Annotated in this window: 18 protein-coding genes; 10 read left to right on the forward strand and 8 right to left on the reverse strand. The window is 65.0% G+C overall.

Features of this window, described 5'->3' with window-relative positions; translation table 11 throughout:
- The first annotated feature begins 103 nt into the window (after positions 1–103).
- Positions 104–640, forward strand: a complete 537-nt coding sequence (gene bamE, locus ABWO90_RS02915) for an outer membrane protein assembly factor BamE domain-containing protein (RefSeq protein ID WP_353189702.1) — start codon at positions 104–106, stop codon at positions 638–640.
- Positions 641–703: 63 nt separating this feature from the next.
- Here bamE and ABWO90_RS02920 read toward each other — a convergent pair whose 3' ends face one another.
- A complete protein-coding gene (locus ABWO90_RS02920; protein WP_353189703.1) occupies positions 704–964 on the reverse strand; it encodes a DUF6356 family protein in 261 nt (86 codons plus the stop codon).
- A gap of 116 nt (positions 965–1,080) precedes the next feature.
- Between ABWO90_RS02920 and ABWO90_RS02925 the strand changes: the two genes are divergently transcribed.
- On the forward strand, positions 1,081–1,542 hold the full coding sequence (locus ABWO90_RS02925) for an Lrp/AsnC family transcriptional regulator (RefSeq protein WP_353189704.1): 462 nt from the start codon (positions 1,081–1,083) through the stop codon (positions 1,540–1,542).
- A 104-nt stretch (positions 1,543–1,646) separates the two neighbouring features.
- Here the strand turns inward: ABWO90_RS02925 and metG are convergent, their stop codons facing one another.
- Together metG and ABWO90_RS02935 are read right to left on the reverse strand one after the other, a co-directional pair.
- Positions 1,647–3,755 (reverse strand): methionine--tRNA ligase, encoded by a 2,109-nt coding sequence (gene metG, locus ABWO90_RS02930; RefSeq protein WP_353189705.1) that lies wholly within the window; start codon positions 3,753–3,755, stop codon positions 1,647–1,649.
- A gap of 480 nt (positions 3,756–4,235) precedes the next feature.
- Positions 4,236–4,892, reverse strand: a complete 657-nt coding sequence (locus ABWO90_RS02935; RefSeq protein ID WP_353189706.1) for a YiaD family glycine zipper/OmpA-like lipoprotein — start codon at positions 4,890–4,892, stop codon at positions 4,236–4,238.
- Between the two features lie 272 nt (positions 4,893–5,164).
- Here ABWO90_RS02935 and apbC point away from each other — a divergent pair, with 272 nt between their 5' ends.
- The 4 genes from apbC to gltS all read left to right on the forward strand — a co-directional run bounded on the left by apbC (position 5,165) and on the right by gltS (position 10,882).
- Positions 5,165–6,247 (forward strand): iron-sulfur cluster carrier protein ApbC, encoded by a 1,083-nt coding sequence (gene apbC, locus ABWO90_RS02940; protein WP_353189707.1) that lies wholly within the window; start codon positions 5,165–5,167, stop codon positions 6,245–6,247.
- A 125-nt stretch (positions 6,248–6,372) separates the two neighbouring features.
- Entirely contained in the window at positions 6,373–6,942 is a 570-nt protein-coding gene (dcd, locus tag ABWO90_RS02945) for a dCTP deaminase (RefSeq protein ID WP_039373928.1), read from the forward strand.
- 106 nt (positions 6,943–7,048) lie between these two features.
- Positions 7,049–9,334: an Orn/Lys/Arg family decarboxylase gene (locus ABWO90_RS02950; RefSeq protein WP_353189708.1), complete on the forward strand. Its 2,286-nt coding sequence runs from the start codon at positions 7,049–7,051 to the stop codon at positions 9,332–9,334.
- A 330-nt stretch (positions 9,335–9,664) separates the two neighbouring features.
- A complete protein-coding gene (gltS, locus tag ABWO90_RS02955) occupies positions 9,665–10,882 on the forward strand; it encodes a sodium/glutamate symporter (protein WP_353189709.1) in 1,218 nt (405 codons plus the stop codon).
- Positions 10,883–10,987: 105 nt separating this feature from the next.
- Here the strand turns inward: gltS and argH are convergent, their stop codons facing one another.
- The 3 genes from argH to ppc form a co-directional block, all read right to left on the reverse strand.
- Complete coding sequence (gene argH / locus ABWO90_RS02960) at positions 10,988–12,385, reverse strand: argininosuccinate lyase (RefSeq protein ID WP_353189710.1); 1,398 nt, start codon at positions 12,383–12,385, stop codon at positions 10,988–10,990.
- 143 nt (positions 12,386–12,528) lie between these two features.
- The gene (locus ABWO90_RS02965) at positions 12,529–13,329 is read right to left on the reverse strand and encodes a chorismate mutase (RefSeq protein ID WP_353189711.1); all 801 of its coding nucleotides are present in this window, start codon (positions 13,327–13,329) and stop codon (positions 12,529–12,531) included.
- A 162-nt stretch (positions 13,330–13,491) separates the two neighbouring features.
- Positions 13,492–16,467, reverse strand: coding sequence for a phosphoenolpyruvate carboxylase (gene ppc / locus ABWO90_RS02970; RefSeq protein WP_353189712.1), 2,976 nt, complete (start codon positions 16,465–16,467; stop codon positions 13,492–13,494).
- 79 nt (positions 16,468–16,546) lie between these two features.
- Between ppc and hemC the strand changes: the two genes are divergently transcribed.
- From hemC to ABWO90_RS02990, 4 genes are read left to right on the forward strand one after another with little or no spacing between them, the layout of a single operon-like run.
- Complete coding sequence (hemC, locus tag ABWO90_RS02975; protein WP_353189713.1) at positions 16,547–17,515, forward strand: hydroxymethylbilane synthase; 969 nt, start codon at positions 16,547–16,549, stop codon at positions 17,513–17,515.
- Complete coding sequence (locus ABWO90_RS02980) at positions 17,512–18,504, forward strand: uroporphyrinogen-III synthase (protein WP_353189714.1); 993 nt, start codon at positions 17,512–17,514, stop codon at positions 18,502–18,504. Before hemC ends, ABWO90_RS02980 begins: the two co-directional genes overlap by 4 nt.
- Entirely contained in the window at positions 18,491–19,663 is a 1,173-nt protein-coding gene (locus ABWO90_RS02985) for a uroporphyrinogen-III C-methyltransferase (protein ID WP_353189715.1), read from the forward strand. The genes ABWO90_RS02980 and ABWO90_RS02985 overlap by 14 nt, the downstream gene beginning before the upstream one ends.
- 10 nt (positions 19,664–19,673) lie before the next feature.
- On the forward strand, positions 19,674–20,846 hold the full coding sequence (locus ABWO90_RS02990) for a heme biosynthesis HemY N-terminal domain-containing protein (protein WP_353189716.1): 1,173 nt from the start codon (positions 19,674–19,676) through the stop codon (positions 20,844–20,846).
- A 103-nt stretch (positions 20,847–20,949) separates the two neighbouring features.
- On the opposite strand, the gene ABWO90_RS02995 is transcribed toward ABWO90_RS02990, so the two are convergent.
- On the reverse strand, positions 20,950–22,461 hold the full coding sequence (locus tag ABWO90_RS02995; RefSeq protein WP_353189717.1) for an MDR family MFS transporter: 1,512 nt from the start codon (positions 22,459–22,461) through the stop codon (positions 20,950–20,952).
- Positions 22,462–22,608: 147 nt separating this feature from the next.
- Positions 22,609–23,940, reverse strand: coding sequence for an MFS transporter (locus ABWO90_RS03000; RefSeq protein WP_353189718.1), 1,332 nt, complete (start codon positions 23,938–23,940; stop codon positions 22,609–22,611).
- Between the last annotated feature and the right edge of the window lie 3 nt (positions 23,941–23,943).

The raw sequence follows: 23,943 nt of genomic DNA on the forward strand, positions 1-23,943 counted from the left end.
ATGACGACCGGAACAGACAAGAGGAGGGATGCCGATGACAACGTCGCGTAGTTTCGATCATTCGACGCGAGGGTCGCAACGCGGCCTTCGCCGGGGAGTCGCCATGGGTTTGCTAGCGGGGCTGTTGGGACTGTTCGGCTGCGATCAGCAGCAGATCGACAAGGTGCGTGAGAAAGCGCGCGACACGTTCAATGCGGTCAAGCCGGACGACATGCTGTTGCGCAATCTCACGCCGGGGGTCACGACCGAGGCGCAGGTGCGCGACCAGATGGGCAAGCCGGAGATCGTGTGGGAGAACGACGATGGTTCGCGTCGTCTGGAGTATCCGCGCGCGCCGGGCGGACTGCGGACCTACATGGTCGATATCGGGCCGGACGGCAAACTGCGCGACGTCATCCAGGCACTGTCGGCAGAGACTATTCAGCAGGTGCAGCCGGGAATGACGCAGGACGAGGTCCGGCGTTTGCTCGGCAAACCGACGAATGTCGCGGAGTATCGGCTGAAGAAGGAAACGGTGTGGAGCTGGCGTTGGCTCGAAGACGGCGTTAACACGCCGGGCATGTTCAACGCCCACTTCGGCCCGGACGGCCGGGTGACGGTCACGTCGCGCTCGCCCGATCCGGCGTCGGAACGGCCCTGATCACCGCAACGGCCGAACCGGCCGGCATGGCCGGAACGACCGCGAGCGTCGAACGCTGACGGCTTAGTGCGTTGCCTGTGTCGGCCGGGTAGCGTCGGCGGTGTGGTCTGTCTGGGCCGCATGGCGATGGCGATTCGTCACCATGCGCTCGTGCAGACGGACGATGATCCGGCTGCCGGTCTTTTCGAACAGGAACGGCAGGACGGCGTGTACGAGGCAAGCCAGAAACGCGCCGAGCAGCGGCAGCGCGAACGAGAGTGCCGAGCCCATGTGCTGGAAATAGTTTTCGCCGACAGAGGCGGGATGCTGGGTGAAGATTTTCATGACGACCCCTGATTTCGGAATGTTTACGAAGTCTACGTGCCATCACGGGGTAAAGGCTTTCAAATTTCCTCGCAAATCGGGTAGGATTTGGAAAAGTTTTCCTCCAGAGAGGCATCGTGGACAAAACCGATCTCGCTATCCTTGAAAATCTGCAAACCGATGCCTCACGCTCGCTGGGCGAACTGGCCGAAGCGGTGCATCTGTCGCCGACGCCTTGTTGGCGGCGCGTCCAGCGTCTGCGTGAAAGCGGTGTCATTACCGGACAGGTCACGCTCTGTGACCCGCAGCAACTCGACTTGCGCGTGACGGCTTTCGTCTTCATCAAGGCCGCCACCCACAGCGAAGACTGGATGGTCCGTTTCGTGGCCGGCGCACGCGAACTGCCCGAGATCGTGGAAATCCACCGCATGGCGGGCGAGATCGACTATCTGCTCAAGGTCTATCTGCCCGACATCGCCGCTTACGATCGCTTCTACAAGAAGCTCATTCGCGTGGCCGATCTGCAGGACATCAGCGCGAGTTTTTCGATGGAAACCGTCAAGTTCACGACGGCATTGCCGGTCGATCACCTGCGCTGACCGGCACACAGTGTTCGGCATCAAACAAAACGCCCCGAGGCCGTGAGGCACTCGGGGTGTTTTGCTTGGGAAAGCGGCGCTTCCCCGATCGTCGCACTCGCGCGTTATTTCACGCGCATGCCCGGCTTGGCGCCGTTGTGCGGCTCGAGGATGTAGATCCCCGGTTCGGCTTTCTCGTCGGCAGCCGACGCGGCCAGCACCATGCCTTCGGACAGACCGAACTTCATCTTGCGCGGTGCGAGGTTCGCCACCATCACCGTGAGCTTGCCCACCAGCGCTTCGGGCTGCGGATAGGCCGACTTGATGCCCGAGAAGACGTTGCGGGTCTGTGCTTCGCCCACGTCGAGCGTGAGCTGCAGCAGCTTGTCCGAGCCTTCGACCGCCTTGCAATCGACAATGCGCGCGATGCGCAGATCGATCTTCGCGAAGTCGTCGATGGTGATCACGCCGTCATCGGCAGCCTTTGCGCCCGTGTCAGCCTTTTCCGTGGCCTTGGCCGACTTGTCCTTGCCCTTGGCGGCAGCCGCTTGCGTGGCCGGTGCCGTGGCTTGCAACGAGTCGCGGTTGGCCGCGAGCAGCGCTTCGACCTGCTTGCCCTCGACACGCGTCATCAAATGCTTGTATGCGGTGATTGCGCTGTCGGCGGTCAGCGGGCGATTCACGTCCTGCCATGTCTGCGGCGCGATGTTCAGGAAGCGTTCCACGGCTTCGGCCGTCACCGGCAGCACCGGCTTGAGATAGAGCGTGAGCAGACGGAAAGCTTCCAGGCAGACCGAGCAGGCTTCGTGCAGGGCGGGAGCTTGCTCGGGATCCTTCGCCAGATCCCACGGCTTGACCGTGTCGACGTAACCGTTCACGGCGTCGGCCTGTTCCATCACCAGGCGCAGGGCCTTGCCGAACTCGCGCGCTTCGTAGTGCGCGGCGATCTGCGGGGCGGCGGCGCGAATCTGTTCGAGCAGGGCCGCTTGCATGGCGTCCGGCGACACGCGGCCGTCGAAACGCTTGATGAGGAAGCCCGCGGCGCGGCTGGCAATGTTCACGTACTTGCCGACCAGATCGCTGTTCACGCGTGCGATGAAGTCGTCGAGGTTCAGGTCGAGGTCTTCCATCGTGCTGCCCAGCTTGGCGCCGATGTAATAGCGCAGCCATTCCGGGTTCAGGCCCGTGTCGATGAAGCTCTGCGCCGTGATGAACGTGCCGCGCGACTTCGACATCTTCTGGCCATCCACGGTCAGGAAGCCGTGGGCGAACACGTTGGTCGGCGTGCGATGGCCCGAGAATTCGAGCATCGCGGGCCAGAACAGCGTGTGGAAGTACAGGATGTCCTTGCCGATGAAGTGATACTGCTCGGTGTTCGAGCCCGGCTTGACCCACTCGTCGAAATTCAGGCCGCGCTGCGCGCACAGGTTCTTGAAGCTGGCGTAGTAGCCGACCGGCGCGTCCAGCCAGACGTAGAAGTACTTGCCGGGCGCACCGGGGATCTCGAAGCCGAAGTACGGCGCATCGCGCGAGATGTCCCAGTCGGCCAGCGTGGATTCGCCGTCTTCACCGAGCCATTCCTTCATCTTGTTCGCTGCTTCGGGCTGGGCGAGACCGGCCACCCACTTGCGCAGGAACTGCTCGCAGCGCTTGTCCGAGAGCTTGAAGAAGTAGTGCGTGGACGTCTTGCGCACCGGCGTGGCGCCCGAGACGACCGAATACGGATTGAGCAGGTCGGTCGGCGCGTAGGTCGAGCCGCAGACCTCGCACGAGTCGCCGTACTGGTCCTTGGCGCCGCACTTCGGGCATTCGCCCTTGATGAAGCGATCCGGCAGGAACATTTCCTTGACCGGGTCGTACGCCTGTTCGATATCGCGGGCTTCGATCAGACCTTGATCCTTGAGCGCGAGATAGACGTTTTCGGACAGTTCGCGGTTTTCTTCGGAATCCGTCGAATAGTAGTTGTCGAACGAGATGCCGAAGCTGTCGAAGTCGCGCTTGTGCTCCTTCCAGACGCGCTCGATCAACTGCTTGGGCGTGAGCCCTTCCTTTTCGGCGCGCAGCATGACGGGCGTGCCGTGCGTGTCGTCGGCGCCCACGTAGTAGACCTCGTGTCCCTGCATCCGCATGAACCGTACCCAGATATCGGTCTGGATGTACTCCACCAAGTGGCCGATGTGAATCTGGCCATTGGCGTACGGCAGGGCGGAAGTGACAAGAATGCGACGGGACATGAGGATTGACTGTGCGTTGAGGGAACCGGGAAAGGACGATTCTAGCAGGCGGGGCGGGTTGACGCCCAAACGGACGCTGCGGTGCGGAATCCGGCGTCGCCGGGTGGCGGGAAGACGGGGCGATGTGGCCGGTGTCAGGCCGGTGTCAGGCCGGGGAGGCGGCAGAGGCAGCGGAGGCGGCGGAGGTGGGGTGAGGCCGGGACGAGCGGCCAAAAAAAAGCCGGAACGAGGTTCCGGCAGAACTAGGCACACGTAACGTCAATAACAAAGAGGAGATGGAAGCGCCCACGGTAGGCACTTCCGAAAGGTCTGAGCGGCGCGACACCGGATTAGTTCAACCGATGTGGTGACTTTCGATGCTGCGACGCAGCATTCAACGGACAGGCCGACGGAAGGGCGGCCGTTCAGCCCCTGAAATGCAACATGCCCGGCGAACCGGGCATGTATTCAAGCGACGAACCTTTCTGGCGGGCCTGGCGATCAGCGCGGCGCCTGCTGGTTCGGGGCGGCCAGCGTGATTTCCACACGACGGTTCTGCGCACGGCCGGCGGCGGTGTTGTTGTCCGCGATCGGGCGGGTCGAGCCGTAGCCCACGCCTTGCAGACGGTTCGCGGCAACGCCACGGCCGGTCAGGTACTGAATGACCGCATTGGCACGGTTTTGCGACAGCGGATTGTTGATCGCGTCGTTGCCGGTGCTGTCCGTGTGACCGGCGATGACAGCGGTAATGCCGGGGTTCTGGTTCAGCGACGTGGCAAGGTCGTTGAGCACGGCGGCGAAATTCGGCTTGATGGCGTAGCTGTTGGTGTCGAACGTCACGTCGCTCGGCACGGCGACCTTGAGCGTGCCGTCCGGCTGTTCGGTGATCGTGGTGCCCGTTCCGGCCGTGTGGCCGCCCAGCGTGTTCCGGATGGATTGCCAGTTGTAACCGGCCGCACCGCCCGCGGCGGCGCCCACGGCGGCACCGATCAGGGTGCCGGTGGTGTTGCCGCCGATGAGGTTGCCGAGCCCCGCCCCGACGGCCGCACCGACGCCGGTGCCGACCGCCGTGTTGGTGCCTTGCTGCGTCTGGCAACCGGCCAGCATGGCAGCAGCGACCAGGACCAGCGCGGAAGCGCGCAGAGTATTCTTATTCATGTGGAGCTCCTTCTCGATTAGCTAGCAGTGATGAGACACGCGTGAGCACTTCGTCGAAGCACGTGCGAACCGCAGGGGTTTTGAACCCGTCGGCGCGCCGTCTTTTACAATAGCGCTGAGTGTCGACCGCAGGCAAGGACAGATTGCCGCGACGGCTGGTTCCCCATAACACGCGCGCCCCGAATGCTAATCGAGAGCGTGCGCCACGGATGTTACAAGTTGTTAGCGCTTCGCCGGGCTTTGTCCGGCGCGGCCCGACAGAGTGAGAGACCATGGAAGTCGCCCAAATCAATGAAGTGCTGCGTGGCATCGTCGACCCGGATACGGGGCTCGATCTGATTGCCGGAAAGTATGTGAAACAGGTGGCGGCCGAGCACGGCCACGTCGGAATCCAGATCGAGTTCGGCTATCCGGCGAAAAGCCAGTTCGAGGCCATGCGCGCGCGCATTACCGAAGCCGTCGGCAAGCTGCCCGGCGTGGAGCGCGTTGCGGTCGAAATCGACCAGAAAATCGTGGCGCATGCCGTTCAGCGCGGCGTGAAGCTCATGCCCAACGTCAAGAACATCGTCGCCGTGGCGTCGGGCAAGGGCGGTGTGGGCAAGAGCACGACGGCGGTAAACCTGGCGCTCGCGCTGGCCGCCGAGGGCGCGAAGGTGGGCATTCTGGACGCCGACATCTACGGCCCGTCGCTGCCCACGCTGCTCGGCATTCACGGCAAGCCCGAGTCGAAGGACGGCAAGACGCTCGAACCGATGGTCGGTCACGGCCTGCAAGCGAGTTCCATCGGCTTTTTGATCGAGCCGGACAATCCAATGGTCTGGCGCGGCCCGATGGTCACGCAGGCGCTCGAACAACTGCTCAACCAGACCAACTGGCACGACCTCGACTACCTGATCGTCGACATGCCGCCGGGCACGGGCGATATCCAGCTCACGCTCGCGCAGAAGGTACCGGTCACGGGCGCGGTCATCGTGACCACGCCGCAGGACCTGGCGCTGCTCGACGCGCGCAAGGGGCTGAAGATGTTCGAGAAGGTCGGTGTGCCGATTCTGGGCCTGATCGAGAACATGAGCCTGCATATCTGCTCGAACTGCGGCCATGAGGAGCCGATCTTCGGCGTGGGCGGCGGCGAGCGCATGAGCCACGATTTCGATGTCGACCTGCTGGGCAAGTTGCCGCTGGAGATGAGCATCCGCGTGCATGCGGACGCCGGCATGCCGAGCGTGGTGGGTGACCCGGGCGGTCGCGTGGCCGAGCTTTACAAGGCCATCGCTCGCAAGGTCGCCGTCAAGATCGCTGCGAAGCAGAAGGACATGACGAGCAAGTTCCCGTCGATCGTGGTGCAGAACACCTGAGGAAAGCCTGCTGGAGGGGCTCGCGAGCCCCGCGCGGCGCGGTGCGGGGGAAAATCTCACCGCACCGCAACAATCGCGTAAAATACGCCCACTTTTTCACGTACTACCCCAATTCAGGCCCACCCATGAGCATCAAGTCCGACAAGTGGATCCGGCGTATGGCCGAAGAGCACGGCATGATCGAGCCCTTCGAACCGTCGCAGATCCGGTATTCCCAGGACGGGCAAAAGATCGTCAGCTACGGCACGTCGAGCTATGGCTACGATATTCGCTGTGCGCCTGAATTCAAGGTCTTCACGAACATCAACTCGACGATCGTCGACCCGAAGAACTTCGATGAGAAGTCCTTCGTCGACGTCGAGAGCGATGTCTGCATCATTCCGCCGAATTCGTTCGCGCTGGCCCGCACCGTCGAGTACTTCCGCATTCCGCGCAGCGTGCTTACCGTGTGTCTGGGCAAATCGACGTATGCCCGTTGCGGCATCATCGTGAACGTGACGCCGTTCGAACCCGAATGGGAGGGCTACGTGACTCTGGAATTCTCGAACACGACGCCGCTGCCGGCCAAGATCTACGCCAACGAAGGCGTGGCTCAGGTGCTGTTCTTCGAATCCGACGAAGTCTGCGAGACCTCGTACAAGGATCGCGGCGGCAAGTATCAGGGACAGCGTGGCGTCACGCTGCCGAAAACCTAGCCTGATACGCCAGACCCTCGCCGCCGGTGAGCATCCCCCAATTCGTTTTGCCCCAGAGCCACGGCCGTGTCGGACCGTGGCTCGTTCTTTTGTCGAAGGAACGCCAATGAAATTCCGTTTTCCGATCGTCATCATCGACGAGGACTTCCGCTCCGAAAACATCTCGGGATCCGGGATTCGCTCCTTGGCGGAAGCCATCGAAGCCGAGGGCATGGAAGTCAACGGCCTCACCAGCTACGGTGACCTGACCTCGTTCGCGCAGCAGGCCAGCCGCGCATCGAGCTTCATTCTGTCCATCGACGACGACGAGTTCGGCACTTTCTCGAGCGAAGCGGGCGGCGAAGGCGAGGGTGAGCTCGCGCTGGCCATCATCAACCTGCGTGCGTTCGTGCAGGAAGTGCGCCGCCGCAATCCGGACATTCCGATTTTCCTGTACGGCGAGACGCGCACGTCGCGCCACATTCCGAACGACATCCTGCGCGAGCTGCACGGCTTCATTCACATGTTCGAAGACACGCCGGAGTTCGTGGCGCGTCACATCATCCGTGAAGCCAAGTCGTATCTTGATTCGCTGCCGCCGCCGTTCTTCCGCTCGCTCACGCACTACGCGGCCGACGGCTCGTACTCTTGGCACTGCCCGGGCCACTCGGGCGGCGTAGCGTTCCTGAAGAGCCCTGTGGGCCAGATGTTCCACCAGTTCTTCGGCGAGAACATGCTGCGTGCAGACGTCTGCAACGCCGTGGAAGAGCTCGGCCAGCTGCTCGATCACAATGGTCCGGTGGGCGCGTCGGAGCGCAACGCAGCGCGCATTTTCAATGCCGACCACCTGTTCTTCGTGACGAACGGCACGTCGACGTCGAACAAGATCGTGTGGCACGCCACCGTGGCGCCGGGCGATATCGTCGTGGTCGACCGCAACTGCCACAAGTCGATCCTGCACGCGATCACGATGACGGGCGCCGTACCGGTGTTCCTCACGCCGACGCGTAACCATCTCGGCATCATCGGCCCGATTCCGAAGTCGGAATTCGAGCCGGAAGTCATTCGCGCCAAGATCGAGGCGAACCCGTTTGCGCGCGAAGTGCTGGAGCGCGACCCGAACGCCAAGCCTCGCATCCTGACGATCACGCAAAGCACGTATGACGGCGTGATCTACAACGTCGAGATGATCAAGGAAGTGCTGGGCAACAACATCGATACGCTGCACTTCGACGAAGCCTGGCTGCCGCACGCGGCGTTCCACGAGTTCTACCGCGACATGCACGCCATCGGCGAGGGCCGTCCGCGCTCGTCGGAAGCGACCATCTACGCCACGCACTCCACGCACAAGCTGCTTGCCGGTATTTCGCAGGCGTCGCAGATCGTGGTGCAGGATTCGGAGGCGCGCACGTTCGATACGTACCGCTTCAACGAGGCGTACCTGATGCACACCTCGACGTCGCCGCAGTACGCGATCATTGCGTCGTGCGACGTGGCCGCCGCCATGATGGAGCCGCCGGGCGGCACGGCGCTCGTGGAAGAGTCGATCGTCGAAGCGCTCGACTTCCGCCGCGCCATGCGCAAGGTGGCCAGCGAGTACGGCGATTCGTGGTGGTTTTCGGTCTGGGGCCCGGAGCATCTGGGCGACGAAGGCGCGATCCACCGCGACGACTGGGTGCTGCGTGCGAATGAGCGCTGGCACGGCTTCGGCGATCTGGCCGACGGCTTCAACATGCTCGACCCGATCAAGGCCACGATCATCACGCCGGGGCTCGACGTGGACGGCGAGTTTGGCGAGAGCGGCATCCCGGCGGCCATCGTCACCAAGTATCTGGCCGAGCACGGCATCATCGTGGAGAAGACCGGTCTGTACTCGTTCTTCATCATGTTCACCATCGGTATCACGAAGGGCCGCTGGAACTCGATGGTGACCGAACTGCAACAGTTCAAGGACGACTACGACCATAACCGTCCGCTGTGGCGCGTGCTGCCGGAGTTCGTCGCGCAGTTCCCGCGCTACGAGCGTATCGGCCTGCGCGACCTGTGCGATCAGATCCACAGCGTCTACAAGGCGAACGACGTCGCGCGCGTGACCACCGAGATGTATCTCTCGGACATGGAACCCGCCATGAAGCCCACGGATGCTTTCTCGAAGCTGGCCCATCGTCAGATCGATCGCGTGCCCATCGACGAACTCGAAGGCCGCGTCACCAGCGTGCTGCTCACGCCGTATCCGCCGGGTATTCCGCTGCTGATTCCGGGGGAGCGCTTCAACGCGGCGATCATCGAGTACCTGCGCTTCGCCCGCGACTTCAACGAGCGCTTCCCGGGCTTCCATACCGATATTCACGGCCTGGTGGTCGAGGAAGTGGACGGACGTCCCGAGTACTTCGTGGATTGCGTGCGCCAGTAATCGTCGTCCGGCGCCGGTTCGGGCGCCATTTCCGGACGCAGAATGCAGCCCCGTGTGAAAGCACGGGGCTTTTTTGTGCCGCGCCATATACGCCTGTTTTGGGTGTCCGGATTGCGTGGTTCGGGGGGGTGTCAGCGTATGCGCGTGAGGCCATGCGTGGGTGACATCGAATCTGCTGTGAATGGACGCGAAATCCTCGTAAATTGATGCGACCTGGATGAAAACGTGTACTTTGTGTTTTTGCTCGAGTCTCTTGTTTTTGGGATGTTTCCCATCTTTTTGCGTGGCCCGGATTGCTAAACTCGACGCATTTTTTGCGCAGGAGGGATCATGGACGTCACCGGAATCTTGGTGTTCAGCACTTACGGCACGCTGGTCTGTGCCACGTTGGTGCTGTTGATGGGACGCAAGCTCGTGGAATGGATCGGGCCGCTGCGCACGTACAGCATCCCTGAGCCGGTGGCCGCCGGCCTGCTGGTCGCCCTTGCCACGCTCGCCCTGCGCCAGTTCGGGCATTTCGAATTGCGGTTCGACACGTCGCTGCAAGGACCGCTGATGCTGGCGTTCTTCGCGACCATCGGCCTGTCGGCCAATCTGGCCAGCCTGAAGGCGGGCGGCAAACGCCTGGTGCTGTTTCTGGCCATCGTGGCGGGCATGCTGATCATGCAGAACGCCATCGGCCTGAGCCTCGCCATGGCCATGGGATTGCCGCCGGGCGTGGGGTTGCTGGGCGGATCGATCACGCTCGCCGGCGGACATGGCACCGGGGCGGCGTGGGGCGAGACGCTCTCGGCGCGCTACGGCGTGCAATCCGCACTGGAGATCGCGATGGCCTGCGCCACGTTCGGTCTGGTGCTCGGTGGCCTGCTGGGCGGGCCCGTGGCGCGCTTCCTGGTGGGGCGTCTGCGGGGCAAGGTGCCGGGCGCCGAGCGCGCGCAAAGCGACGTTCCGGAGGGTTTCGAGCAGCCCCATACCGTGCGTCTGATCACGGCGCAGGCGTTGATCGAGACGGTGGCCATGATCGCCATTTGCCTGCTGGGTGGCGAATTGATCGCGCAGTGGCTGTCGAGCACGCCGCTGGAACTGCCGACGTTCGTCTGTGTGTTGTTTACGGGCGTGGTCGTGCGTAACCTGCTGTCGCTGGTCGGTTACGAAGTGTTCGATCGTTCGCTGTCGGTGCTGGGTAACGTGAGCCTGTCGCTATTTCTGGCCATGGCGCTCATGTCGCTGCGACTCTGGGACCTGTCGACGCTGGCGTTGCCGATGATCGTCATTCTGGTCGTCCAGACGGTGGCGATGGCCACTTACGCGATCTTCGTCACGTTCCGGGTGATGGGGGGCAACTACGACGCGGCGGTGCTGGCCGCGGGCCACTGCGGCTTCGGGCTCGGCGCAACGCCCACCGCGATCGCCAACATGCAGGCGGTGACAGAGCGCTTCGGGCCGTCGCACATTGCGTTCCTGATCGTGCCCATGGTGGGGGCGTTCTTCATCGACATCCTCAATGCGCTCGTCATCAAGGGGTTCCTGTCGTTGCCGATGTTCTGAGCGAGGTGCCGATGTCCCGGTGTGCGCTGATGCACCGGGGCGCCGATACAAAAAATGCCACCCCTCGAGGTGGCATTTTTCGTTGGCGTGGACGCCGCGAGCGACTTACTTTGCGAGCTTCGCGCGGGCGGCCGCGATGGCGCGTTGTACTTGCGCCGGTGCGGTGCCGCCGATGTGGTTACGGCTGGCGACCGAGCCTTCGAGCGTGAGGTAGTCGAAGACGTCTTCGCCGACGAGCGGCGAGAACTTCTGCAGTTCGGCCAGCGACAGGTCCGCCAGATCGATATCGCGATCCGAGCAGATCTTCACGGCGTGAGCCACGATCTCGTGCGCATCGCGGAACGGCAGACCCTTCTTGACGAGATAGTCGGCCAGGTCGGTTGCCGTCGAGAAGCCTTGCAGCGCAGCGTTGCGCATGTTGGCTTCGCGCACCTTGATGCCCGGCACCATGTCCGCGAAGATGCGCAGCGTGTCGATGACGGTGTCGACCGTGTCGAACAGCGGCTCCTTGTCTTCCTGGTTGTCCTTGTTGTACGCGAGCGGCTGGCCCTTCATCAGCGTGAGCAGGCCGATCAGATGCCCGTTGACACGGCCGGTCTTGCCGCGCGCCAGTTCGGGCACGTCCGGGTTCTTCTTCTGCGGCATGATCGAGCTGCCCGTGCAGAAGCGGTCGGCCAGGTCGATGAAGCCCACGCGAGGGCTCATCCACAGCACCAGTTCTTCGGAGAAACGCGAGACGTGCGTCATCACGAGCGCGGCGGCCGCCGTGAATTCGATCGCGAAGTCGCGATCCGACACGGCGTCGAGCGAGTTCGTGCAGACCTCTTCGAAGCCGAGCGTAGCGGCAACGCGCTCACGATCGATCGGGTAGCTCGTGCCGGCCAGTGCTGCGGCACCCAGCGGCAGGCGGTTCACGCGGCGGCGCACGTCGAGCATGCGCTCGGCGTCGCGGCTGAACATCTCGAAGTAGGCCATCAGGTGATGACCGAACGTGACCGGCTGGGCAACCTGCAGGTGCGTGAAGCCGGGGAGAATCGTGGCGCTGTGCTGGTCCGCCAGATCGAGCAGGGCGCGGCGCAGATCGCCGAGGTGCTCGCCGATGCGATCGATTTCGCTGCGCAGCCACAGGCGGATGTCGGTCGCGACCTGGTCGTTACGCGAGCGGCCGGTATGCAGCCGCTTGCCCGCGTCGCCGATCAGCGCGGTCAGACGCGCTTCAATGTTCAGGTGAACGTCTTCGAGGTCCAGTTGCCACTCGAACTCGCCGCGCTCGATCTCACCGCGAATCTGCGTCATGCCGCGCTGGATATCGGCCAGGTCCTGCGCGCTGATGATGCCTTGTGCGGCCAGCATGTCGGCGTGGGCGAGCGACCCGTCGATGTCGAACAGCGCCAGGCGCTTGTCGAAGAATACCGACGCGGTATAGCGCTTGACGAGTTCGGAAACGGGTTCGGAAAAGCGGGCCGACCAGGCTTCGCCTTTCTTGTGGAGTTGGGAGGTCATTGTCGTAGCGTGGCTAATCGAGGCCCACCTGGGCGGAGTGAAGCAGACTGAAGCGAACCGTGGCAGGGCACGGCAAACCGCAATTATACAACCCCGGCGCCTGCGCTACGACACGCGAGACGCTCGGGTCGCCGGGGGCGTGCTTACTGCACCCACGAGAGTGTCCAGACACGCGGTGGTGCCGACAGGCACAGGCCGGAGGTCGCTTCGTCGAACGCCGCACGTTGCAACGCTTCGAGCTTGGCCGCCCGGGCGATACGCTCGCGTGCCTGATGAATGCGCGCCATGCGTTGCGGATCGTCGGGCAGCGCACACACGCGGCCGAGATCGTGGAGCAGAGAGGTGCCCAACCGGTCGAGCGCGGGGCGCAGACGCGTTGTCAGGTCCACCGGCTCGCCCGGCGCCCGGCCCTCACGGGTCCAGCGGGCCAGCAGGGCGGTCTGTACCAGCTTGCCCGCCTCGATCTGAATGCGGAAAAACGTGCGCGCCTGTGCTGGCGTCAACCCGAACTGCGTCGCCCGGTCTCCCACGCTGTCAAGCAAGGCCTGTTCGCGCGGCGGATCCTGGATCGGCTTGCCGGAAGCGAACTTGGTCCGGGCTACGGCTTCGCTGATCGCCAGACGCTCGAGAATGCCGTTCATCAACGGATCGAACACCGGATCGACCACCTGGCGGGGCTTGGTCGCGCGAGTGGGCGATGTGGAGAGCGTCTGCGAGACCAGGCGGATCGCGAAGCCACGCACCCCATGCGGGGCGGCAGCGAAGTGCGACGGCGTATCGAAGACGGCGGCGCTGACGTCTTGCCCGGCCGTCTGGGCAGCAGTGTCGGCCTGCGCCGTGGTTCCCAGCAGGCAGAGCAGTGCGCCCGCTACGGCAGCGGCCACACGTCGCATGGCACGGCGGTACGCCGTGCGCGCTGGGAAAGCAGTGGAATCGGAATGCATGATGGAGTGGCCCCCCGGCAGCCATCGGGTCGAATCCGTCGAAATATACCGTCCTATCGACCGCGTGTCGTTGGGGAGATTCCCAAGGGGTGATCGGAAACGGCCGTGAACTGGCGCCGCGCGATGCAGCGCCAGCTCACGGTCGGGCGGGGTCGACGCGATTCAGCCGGTATTGCGCAGGCCGGCCGCAATGCCGTTGATCGAAAGGTGAATACCGCGTCGCGCGCGCTCATCCGACTCGCCGGCACGGTGACGGCGCAGCAGTTCGACCTGCAAGTGGTTGAGCGGATCGAGATACGGGAAGCGGTTCTTGATCGAGCGCGCGAGCAGCGGGTTGTCTGCCAGACGCTCGTCGTGACCGGTGATCAGCGCGAGCGCCTGCGTCGTGCTTTGCCACTCGGCCACGATGCGGTTGAACACGCGCTTGCGCAGCTTCTCGTCCGGCACCAGCTCGGCGTAGCGGGAAGCCACGGCGAGGTCCGTCTTGGCGAGCACCATGTCCATGTTCGAGAGCAGGTTCGCAAAGAACGGCCAGCGCTTGACCATCTGACGCAGTGTATCGAGACGCTTGTCGCGGCTTGCTGCCTCTGCGTCACCGTCGAGGTAGGCACTTACGGCGCTGCCGAAACCGTACCAGCCCGTGATGAGCAAACGGCACTGCCCCCACGAGAAGCCCCACGGAATCGCGCGCAGATCTTCAATGCGGCGATGCTTCGGATCGGAGAACTTGCGCGACGCCGGGCGCGAGCCGATGTTGAGCTCGGCGATTTCCGCGATCGGCGTGGCGGAGAAGAAGTAGTCGGTAAAGCCCGGCGTCTCGTAGACGAGGTCGCGATAGGCGGAGAAGGCGGTATCGGAAAGCGCCTGCATGACCTGCTCGTAAGCTGCCAGACGCGGCGGCTGGTTCCGGCTGGGCAGCAGCGTCGCTTCGAGCGTGGCTGCGACGATCGTCTCCAGATTGCGGCGTCCGATCTCCGGGTTGGCGAACTTGCTGGCGATGATCTCGCCTTGCTCCGTCAGGCGAATCTGCCCCTTCACCGTGCCCGGAGGCTGCGAGAGGATGGCCTGATAGGTCGGGCCACCGCCACGACCGACCGTGCCGCCACGGCCGTGGAACAGGCGCAGCCGGATGCCCTTCTCTTCGAACAGATGCACGAGGGCAAGCTCGGCGTTATACAGCTCCCAGTTCGAGGTGAGGAAGCCGCCGTCCTTGTTGCTGTCGGAATAACCGAGCATGACTTCCTGCTCGCCGCCTTGCTGCACCACGACATCCGACATGCCGGGGATGTCGAAGAACTCGCGCATGATGACCGGCGCATTGCGCAAGTCGGCAATCGTCTCGAACAGCGGGATGACCATCGCGCCGACCTTCGGCTCGACGGCCTTGGCGCCCTTGGCCCCGAGCGCGCCCTGAAACAGCCCGGTCTCCTTTTGCAGCAGCATGACTTCGACCAGATCGCTCACGGTTTCCGTGTGCGAAATGATGTAGTTGCGCACGGCGCGCGGGCCGAAGCGGGCGCGAATCTCACGCGCGGCGGCAAATACGGCCAACTCGTCGCGGGTGCGCTGCGAGTAGTCGAGGTACGGCGAAAAGAGCGGACGCGGCTCGCGCAGCTCCTGCAGCAGCAGGGCGAGCTTGGCGTCTTCATCGAGCTTGGCGTAGTTCGCCTCGACGCCGGACCTGGCAAACAGCTCCGCGATGACCGCCTCGTGCACGTCGGAGCTTTGACGCAGGTCGATGCTCGCGAGATGGAAGCCGAACACCTCGGCCGCACGCACCAGCGGGCCGAGGCGCTGCGAGATCAGCGCGCTGCCGTGATGCGCCATGAGCGAGGCCACGACCGTGTTCAGGTCGGAGATGAATTCGCTGGCGTCGAGATAAGGACTGGCGTCGCCGACGGCGCCGCGATGCGGCACGTGGCCGACCCACTCGCGTGCGGTGGCGGCCAGTCGCGCATACACGCCGATCAGCGCGCGGCGATACGGCTCGTCGGTGCGGTGCGGTGAGTCGTCGGGCGAGCGGCGGGCGAGGGTGAGCAGTGCGTCGCTCGCCCCGGCGAGCAGTTGCGAGACGGACAGCTCGGCGCCGAGCAAGTGCACCTGCTCGAGGTAGTGCGCAAAGATCTCGGTGGCCTGGCGCGTGATGGCCAGTTGCAGCGTCTGCGCGGTGACGTTCGGGTTGCCGTCGCGATCGCCGCCGATCCAGCTGCCCATCTGCAGGAAGCGGCCGAGGCCTTCGGCGCGCACGCTGGGCACGGCGTCGTGCAGCTCGGCGCTCACGTCGTCGTACAGGGCTGGGATCTCGGACAGGAAGGTCGCGCGGTAGTACGACAGTGCGTTCTCGATCTCGTCGGCCACGGTCAGGCGCGAGCTGCGCAGCATGCGCGTCTGCCACAGCGTGGTGACGTAGGCGCGCATGGCGTCGGTGTTACGCACCGACTCGCGTTCGGTGAGCGCGTCGTCGCGATGCTCCAGCAGGCGGGCGATCTCGCGCTCGGCGTCGAGAATGCTCTTGCGCTGGACTTCGGTCGGGTGGGCGGTGAGCACCGGCACGATGAGGGCGCTGGCGAAGAAGGCTTGCAATGTGGCGGGATCGGCGCGATCGGCGTCCTTGAGGCTTTGCAGCGCGGCGCGGATCGTGCCGGGCTGGGCGCGGCTGCCGGCGAGCGCATGCACGCGGCGGCGGCGGTTGTGATGGCGGTCCTCGGCGATGTTGGCCAGGTGCGAGAAGTAGCTGAACGCACGCACCACCTGGATGGCCTGCTCGTTGGTCAGGCCATTGAGCAGCGTGTCGAGCGCGCGGGCCGCGCTGCGGTCGCCTTCGCGGTGAAAGCGCACGGCGTTCTGGCGAATGGTCTCGACGAGATCGAAGGCGTCGCTGCCTTGCTGCTCGCGCAGCACGTCGCCGAGCAGGCGGCCGAGGAAGCGGATGTCCTCGCGCAGCGGGGCGTCCTTGTCCTCGCGAGAGCGGCGGGCCTTGGGCGCCTTGCCGATGTCCTCGGCACCGGATACGCGCGACGCGTCCGATACCTTCGGGGAAATGGATGGGACCGCGGCTGCTGCCTTCGCGGGAGACGTCTTGCCGACCGACTTGGCGAGGCCCTCTTGTGGGGCTTTTGCCTTTGCGCTGCTCTTCATGTCGCTCCTCTCGAGACCAGCCGTTCGGGCCGGTCAAGCGTGTTACCATTTTTTCTTTTGGTCTTCACGCGGTTGCTGAATGAACTTCGCTGCTCCTGAAACCCTGGTGATCGCGTCGCGCGAGAGCCGTCTTGCCATGTGGCAAGCCGAACACGTCCGTGACGCGCTGCACAAATTATATCCGCAGTGCCGCGTCAGTATCCTCGGCATGACGACCCGCGGCGATCAGATTCTCGACCGCTCGCTCGCGAAGGTCGGCGGCAAGGGGCTGTTCGTCAAGGAACTCGAACTGGCGCTTGCCGACGGACGTGCCGATCTCGCCGTCCATTCGCTCAAGGACGTGCCGATGCAACTGCCCGACGGCTTCACGCTGGCGGCCGTGCTCGAGCGCGAAGATCCGTGCGACGCCTTCGTGAGCAACGACTACGACAGCCTCGACGCCCTGCCTGCCGGGGCCGTGGTCGGCACGTCGAGCTTGCGCCGCGAGGTGAGCCTGCGCACGCAATACCCCCATCTCAAGGTCGCGCCGTTGCGCGGCAATCTCGACACGCGTCTGGGCAAGCTCGACCGGGGCGACTTCGCGGCGATCATTCTCGCCGCCGCCGGTCTCAAGCGCCTGGGGCTGGGCGCACGTATCCGGGCCACGATTCCGACGACGGCGAGCCTGCCTGCCGCGGGTCAGGGTGCGCTCGGCATCGAAGTGCGTGCCGGACGTCCGGAAATCCTGCAATGGCTCGCGCCGCTGCACGACGCCAGCACCACGCTGGCCGTGAGCGCCGAGCGTGCCGTCTCGCGTGCACTGGGCGGCTCGTGTCAGGTGCCTCTGGGCGCCTTCGCCGAATTCACGCCGCAAGGCGAGTTGACGCTGCGCGCCTTCATTGCGTCGACGGACGGCGCGACGGTCTTGCGCGCTCAAGGCGCGGCCAACGTTGCCGCAGGCGATGTGGCGAGCGCCGAGGCGCTGGGCCGTCGCGTGGCGCAGGAGCTCATCGATGCGGGTGGACTGGCGCTGGTGCCGCCGTCCGATGCGAAGGATTCAGACATTTGAGCCCGCGCACGCCGGTGCTCCCTGCGTCATCGCCTCCCGCGCCGTCGAATGCCGGGCTGCGCGCTTCCGGTGCGTCTGCCCCCCTGTGCGCGATCCTCACGCGCCCCGACGGTCAGGCGGACAGCTTCGCCCGGGACCTGAACGGGGCGGGTATCGACACGCTGGCGTTCCCGTTGCTGCACATCGCCGCGCAGGCCGATCCCGACGCGTTGCGCGCACTCGACGACGCGTTGCGCAACTTGTCGTCCTATGCGCTGACCGTGTTTGTATCACCCAACGCCGTGGCGCACGCGCTGGCGCGGCGGGCTGACCTGCAATCTCTCGATAATCGAGACACGGCACTCCCCGGCGATACCGATGCCGGCGCCTTCTGGCCGCCGACGTTGCCCGTCGCGGTGGTCGGACCGGGTAGCGCGCAAGCGCTTGCCGACGCGGGCATCGCACCGCCCCGGCATCGCGTGATCGTGCCGCCGGGCGGCCCCGCCGCGCGTTTCGATTCGGAGGCATTGCTCGAACAGCTCAATCTGACGGCACTGGCCGGACGCCGGGTGTTGCTCGTTCGGGGTGACGGCGGGCGCGAGCTGCTCGCCGATACCCTGCGGGCGAACGGCGCGCAGGTCGACATCGTGAGCGCGTACACGCGCCGCGCACCCGAGCCGGACGCCGCCGCATGGGCCGCGCTTGAAGCGCGGATGGCATCGGTATCGCCGTGCGTCTGGGTGCTGACGAGCTCGGAAGCGGTGCGGCATCTGGCCACATTGCTGGCGGCACGCTACGGTACGCGCGACGGCATCCATACCCCGGGCACCCCGCAAGTGCTCGCGCAAATCCTTGCGGCGCCGTGCCTGACGTCGCATGCACGCATCGCCGATGCCGCGCGAGCGGCGGGGTTTGATAGGATTACGCAGTGCGCGCCCGGCGACGAGAACTTGCTGGCAGCACTCAAAACATGGGCGGATCCCATTCAAGTCAAGCATGACGACAGATAATCGCGTTCCAGAGTCTTCTCAAAACCCGTCGGCGTCGACCGGCCCGACGGCGACTTATTCCACCGGATCGACCGGCTCGAGTGCCTCGAGCGGTGCGACCTACGGCACGGCAGGCGTGCCGCCCGCGTGGCAACCGCCGGAGCCGCCGCAGAGGCGTCGCGGCTCGGGCGCGGCGCTACCGTGGCTGCTGTTCGTGCTCCTGGCGGCCGGCGCCGGCATCGGCGGCTGGTCGCTCAACCAGAAGCTCGACCGCGTGCAGCAGGAGATGGCGCGTCGTCAGCAGGCGGGCGACTCGCAGGTGATGCAGGCGCAGGTGCGCACGGCGCAGGCGCTCGACAACCAGCGCGACCTGCAGAACCGGCTCACGGCGCTCGAAGGCCGCGTGGCGGATTCCCGCAGCCAGCAGGCCGCGCTCGAACAGCTCTATCAGGAGCTTGCCCACAACCGTGACGAATGGGTGCTCGCCGAAACCGAGCAGATCGTCACGAGTGCCAATCAACAACTGCAGCTCACCGGCAACGTGCGCGGCGCGCTGATCGCGCTCGAAGGCGCGGATGCACGCCTGGCCCGTACCGGTGCCCCGCAACTCGCCGGTGTGCGCGACGCCCTCCGCAAGGACATCGACCGCCTGAAGGCCGTCCCGGCGGCCGATCTGCCGCAACTGACCGGCAAGCTCGATCAGGCGATCGCGATGATCGATACGCTGCCGTTGCAGGCCGAGGAGCAACGCATCGCCCCGAAGGCGGACACCAGCGGCCCGAGCGGCGCAGGTGAGACGGGCTGGACTGCCACGTGGCATCGTCTGTCGTCCGAAATGCTGGGCAGCCTCAAGCAACTGGTGCAGGTGCGCCGTCTGGACGATCCGGACGTGATGCTCGTGGCGCCGGAACAGGGCGCTTTCCTGCGGGCGAACCTCAAGCTGCGACTGCTCAACGCGCGTCTGGCGTTGCTCGCGCGCAATGCCTCGGCCGTGCATAGCGATGTGACCGTCGCTCAGGCGGCGCTCGACAAGTACTTCGATGGCAAGTCGCGCCGTGTGATCGCGGTCAAAGCACTGCTCGATCAGATCGATTCGGGCGCGCGCACGATCGAACTGCCGACCCTTGACGCCAGCCTGACCGCCATCGGTCAGGTCAAGGACGTCAAGGAAAAGCCGTAAGGAGCCGGGCATGCGAGGACTGATCTGGTTGACGCTCCTGTTCGCGGTGGCGGCCGGCTTCGCCGTGCTGGCCACGTTCAATCACGGGCAGGTGGTGATGCTGGTGCCGCCGTACCGGGTGGACGTATCGCTGAACCTGTTCGTGTTGGCGTTGCTCGCGCTGTTCGTGGCGCTGTACGTCATCATTCGAATTCTGCGCAACATCTACAAGATGCCGGAGCGCGTGGCCGCGTACCGCAATCGCCAACGCAGCCGCCGCGCGAACATCGCATTGCGCGATGCTGTGGCCAACCTCTTTGCCGGACGCTACACCCGTGCGGAGAAGGCGGCCCGCGAGGCAGCCGAGCAGGATGACAATCGCGGCGTGGCGGCGATCATCGGCGCGCGCGCAGCGCACCGGATGCGCGAGTTTGCGCGTCGCGACGCGTGGCTCGACGAAGCGCAGGGGGCGAATCTGGAGGAAGCGCGTCTGCTGCAAACGGCCGAGTTGCGTGTGGACACCCGCGATGCGGAAGGCGCGCTCGAAGCGCTGACCGAGATGCGCGCACAGGGCGCACGTCGCATGCAGGCGCAGCTCGTTGCCCTGCGTGCGCATCAGCACCTGAAGCACTGGCCGGAAGTGCTGAATCTGCTCAAGGTGCTGGAGAAGCGCGAAGCGCTGCACCCGGCGCTGGCCGCCAAGCTCAAGCAGACGGCGAGCGAAGGCATTCTGCGCGATCACCGCCACGATGCCGACGCGCTGCTCAAGTGCTGGCATGAGTTGCCCGCCGACGCGCGGACGTCCGCCCGCATTGCGGACGTGGCGGCCGAACTGCTGATTGCGCTCGATCGTCCGCGCGAAGCGCGCGATATCGTGGAAGCCGCGCTGGCGGAGCATTGGGACCCGCGCCTGCTGCGTCGCTATGCCGAATGTGCGGGCGGCGACGCTTTGCCGCTCATCCAGAAGGCGGAAGCCTGGCAACAGCGCCATCCGAACGATCCCGACCTGCTCTACGCGCTGGGCAAGCTGTGTCAGCACCAACGCCTGTGGGGCAAGGCGCAAACGTTCCTGGAAGGCGCGCTGCGTCACACCGACGACCGCCATTTGCAGCAGCGCGTGCATCTGGCGCTGGCCCAACTGTTCGAGGGGCTCGGTCAGATGGAGCAGGCCAACCGTCACTACCGGGCTTGCGCCACGGCCTGATCCGCGAAAGCCGGTCTCAAAAGCACGACACCCGCGTAATGCGGGTGTCGTCGTTTACAGGCGGCTGATCCGGCCGATCACAAGGCCGTCTGTGCGACCAACCTCATTCGATCGCCGTTGCCTCGTTCCCCGAGCTTTGCCGCAGCGGCAGTTCGGGCAACCGGCTCAGGGCGACGATGGCGAGTGCCGCGATGAAGGCACTTCCCGCGAAGAAGGCGCCGAAGGCGAGTCGCAGATGATCTTCCATCCCGGCCGGCGCACCGCCCGGACGCAGGAAGTCGGTCAGCTCGCGCGGTGCGCCGCCGCTGTCGCCCGACACCAGCAGGCCGACGATGAGCGCGCCGAACGCGGCCACGCCGATCATGCCGCCCAGCGCGCGAAAGAACGCGTGCGCTGCCGTGGCGATCCCGATGTCGCGTGGTGCGACGGCGTTCTGCGTGGCCACGGTCATGACCGGCATGGCCGAGCCGAAGCCGATGCCTACCAGCCCCAGGCAGATGCCGATCACCACGAGCGGCAACGACTGCACGCCAAGCGCAATGATGGCGAGTCCGGCGAACGCCACCGGCAGGCCGATTTGCGGCGGCCGCTTGTATTGTCCCGTCGCGCGCATGTAATGCCCCGAACTCAACGCGCCGACGACGATGCCCAACAGCGGCAGAATCAGCATCAACCCCGAACTACTGGCCGACTCGCCGCGCTGCAACTGCAGATAGAGCGGCACGTAGATGCCGATACTGATGTTGACCATCATGACGAGCACGGCCATCGTGGAGGTCATGCGAAACACCGGGTTGGCGAGCAGGGCGAGCGGCAGCAGCGGCTCGCGCACGGTACGCTGATGCCGCAGGAACACGGCGCCGACCACGACGGCCGCAACAATCAGCCCGCCGATCTCGAGCGACAACCACGCATAGCGATGGCCGCCCCAGGTGAGCGCGAGCAGCAGGCAGACGGTCGCCACGATGAGCAGCAACGATCCGAGATAATCGATGCTCGGTTTGCCCTCGCGACGCGGCAGCCGGCGCAGCGCGCGGTCGCTCAGGTAGATGGCGAGCAGGCCGAGCGGAATGTTGATCCAGAAAATCAGCGTCCAGTTCAGGTACTGCGCGAACACGCCGCCCGTGACCGGGCCGGCGACGCCGGAGACGGCGAACATCCCCGAAATGTAGCCCTGATAGCGACCGCGCTCGCGCGGCGAGACGATGTCGGCAATCACGGTATTGGACAGCGCGATCAGTCCGCCGCCGCCGAGGCCCTGCACACCGCGCGCCACGATCAGCGCCAGCATGTTCGGCGCCAGGGCGCACAGCACCGATCCGACGAGAAAGACGGCCACGCTGACCGCGATGACCCCGCGCCGCCCGAACAGGTCGGAGAGCTTGCCGACGATGGGCGTGATTGCGGTCGAGGAGAGCAGGTAGGCGGTGACGACCCATGACACGGCGTCGAAGCTGCCGAGGTCTCGCGCGATGGTGGGCAGGGCGGGCGCGACGATGGTCTGGTCGAGCGAGCCGAGGAACATGATGAGCAGCAATCCCGAGAGAATCTGCTTGACCTCGGCGGGCGTGAGCGAGACGCCGGCAGGCGTCGTCTGTGAGTCGGTGGCGGGCATGCGAATGTCTGGGGGCAAAAAAACAGGCCGTCCCGGCGAGGACGGCCTGGGCCATGTTACTCCCAAGGGGGCGGCGCAGCCAGCCGCCCCGTGGCGTCTCGGTCTTGGCGGCCGAGACGGGGTTTTGTCAGGCGATCCGCCTCGGGTTCAGTGGGCGGCGCGATCGCCGTTCACGAGCCGCGCCGGCACAGCCAACGTGAGCAAACCGCCCAGAATCATGAAGGCCGTGAGCAGGAACATGCCGCTATTGGTGCTCTGCGTGGTGTCCTTGAGGAAGCCGATCAGGTACGGGCCGACGAAACCGGCCAGATTCCCCAACGAGTTGATCATCGCGATACCGGCCGCGGCGGCCGTGCCGCCGAGAAACGCCGTGGGCAGGCTCCAGAACAACGGCAGCACGATCATGATGCCCATCGTGGCGAGCGTGAGCGCGACCATGGCGAGTTGCGTGTTGTGGCTCCATGTCGTCGACAGGAACAGACCGATGGCGCCGAGGAACGCGGGAATCGCAATGTGCCAGCGCCGCTCGCCGCGCAGGTCCGAACGTCGGCCGACCACGACCATGGCGATCACGGCGAAGAAGTACGGAATCGCCGTGAGCAGGCCGATCTGCAACGGGTCCGTGACGCCGGTGGCCTTGATGATCGTCGGCAGCCAGAAGCCCACGCCATACAGGCCGATCACGAACGAGAAGTAGATCAGGCTCATCATCCACACGCGCGGGCTGGAGAAGACCTGGCTCAGGGGCAGGTCTTCCTTGGTCAGCACGTCGCTCGCGATGTTGCGCTCGAGCATCGTCTTCTCGGCGTCGTTGAGCCACTTGGCGTCGCGGATCCGGTCGTCGAGAACGAACAGCACGGCGATACCGATCACCACCGACGGAATCGCTTCGATCAGGAACATCCATTGCCAGCCGGCCAGTCCGTTCGCGCCGCTCATGTCCTTGAGAATCCAGCCCGAGAGCGGGCCGCCGATCAGTCCCGAGAGCGCGACGGCCGTCATGAACAACGCCGTCATGCGGCCGCGCCGCGACGCCGGGTACCAGTACGTGATGTACAGGATGATGCCGGGGAAGAAGCCCGCTTCGGCCACGCCGAGCAGGAAGCGCATGACGTAGAACATCGAGGGCGTCGTCACGAACATCGTCGCACCGGAGATGATGCCCCACGAAATCATGATCCGCGCGATCCACACGCGCGCACCCACGCGGTGCAGGATCACGTTGCTCGGCACTTCGAAGATGAAGTAGCCGATGAAGAAGATGCCCGCGCCGAGACCGAATACGGTTTCGGAGAACTGCAGGTCGCCGACCATCTGCAACTTGGCGAAGCCCACGTTCACGCGGTCGAGATACGCGACTACGTAGCACAGCAGCAGGAACGGAATCAGCCGCCAGCCGACCTTGCGATAGGTGGCGGCTTCGAAGTCCGCCGATGGGGCGTCGGTCATCGGCGACGGGGGCGTCGGAACGCTGTTCATACG

Source organism: Pandoraea pnomenusa (assembly GCF_040391475.1).
Taxonomy (GTDB): Bacteria; Pseudomonadota; Gammaproteobacteria; order Burkholderiales; family Burkholderiaceae; genus Pandoraea; species Pandoraea pnomenusa_C.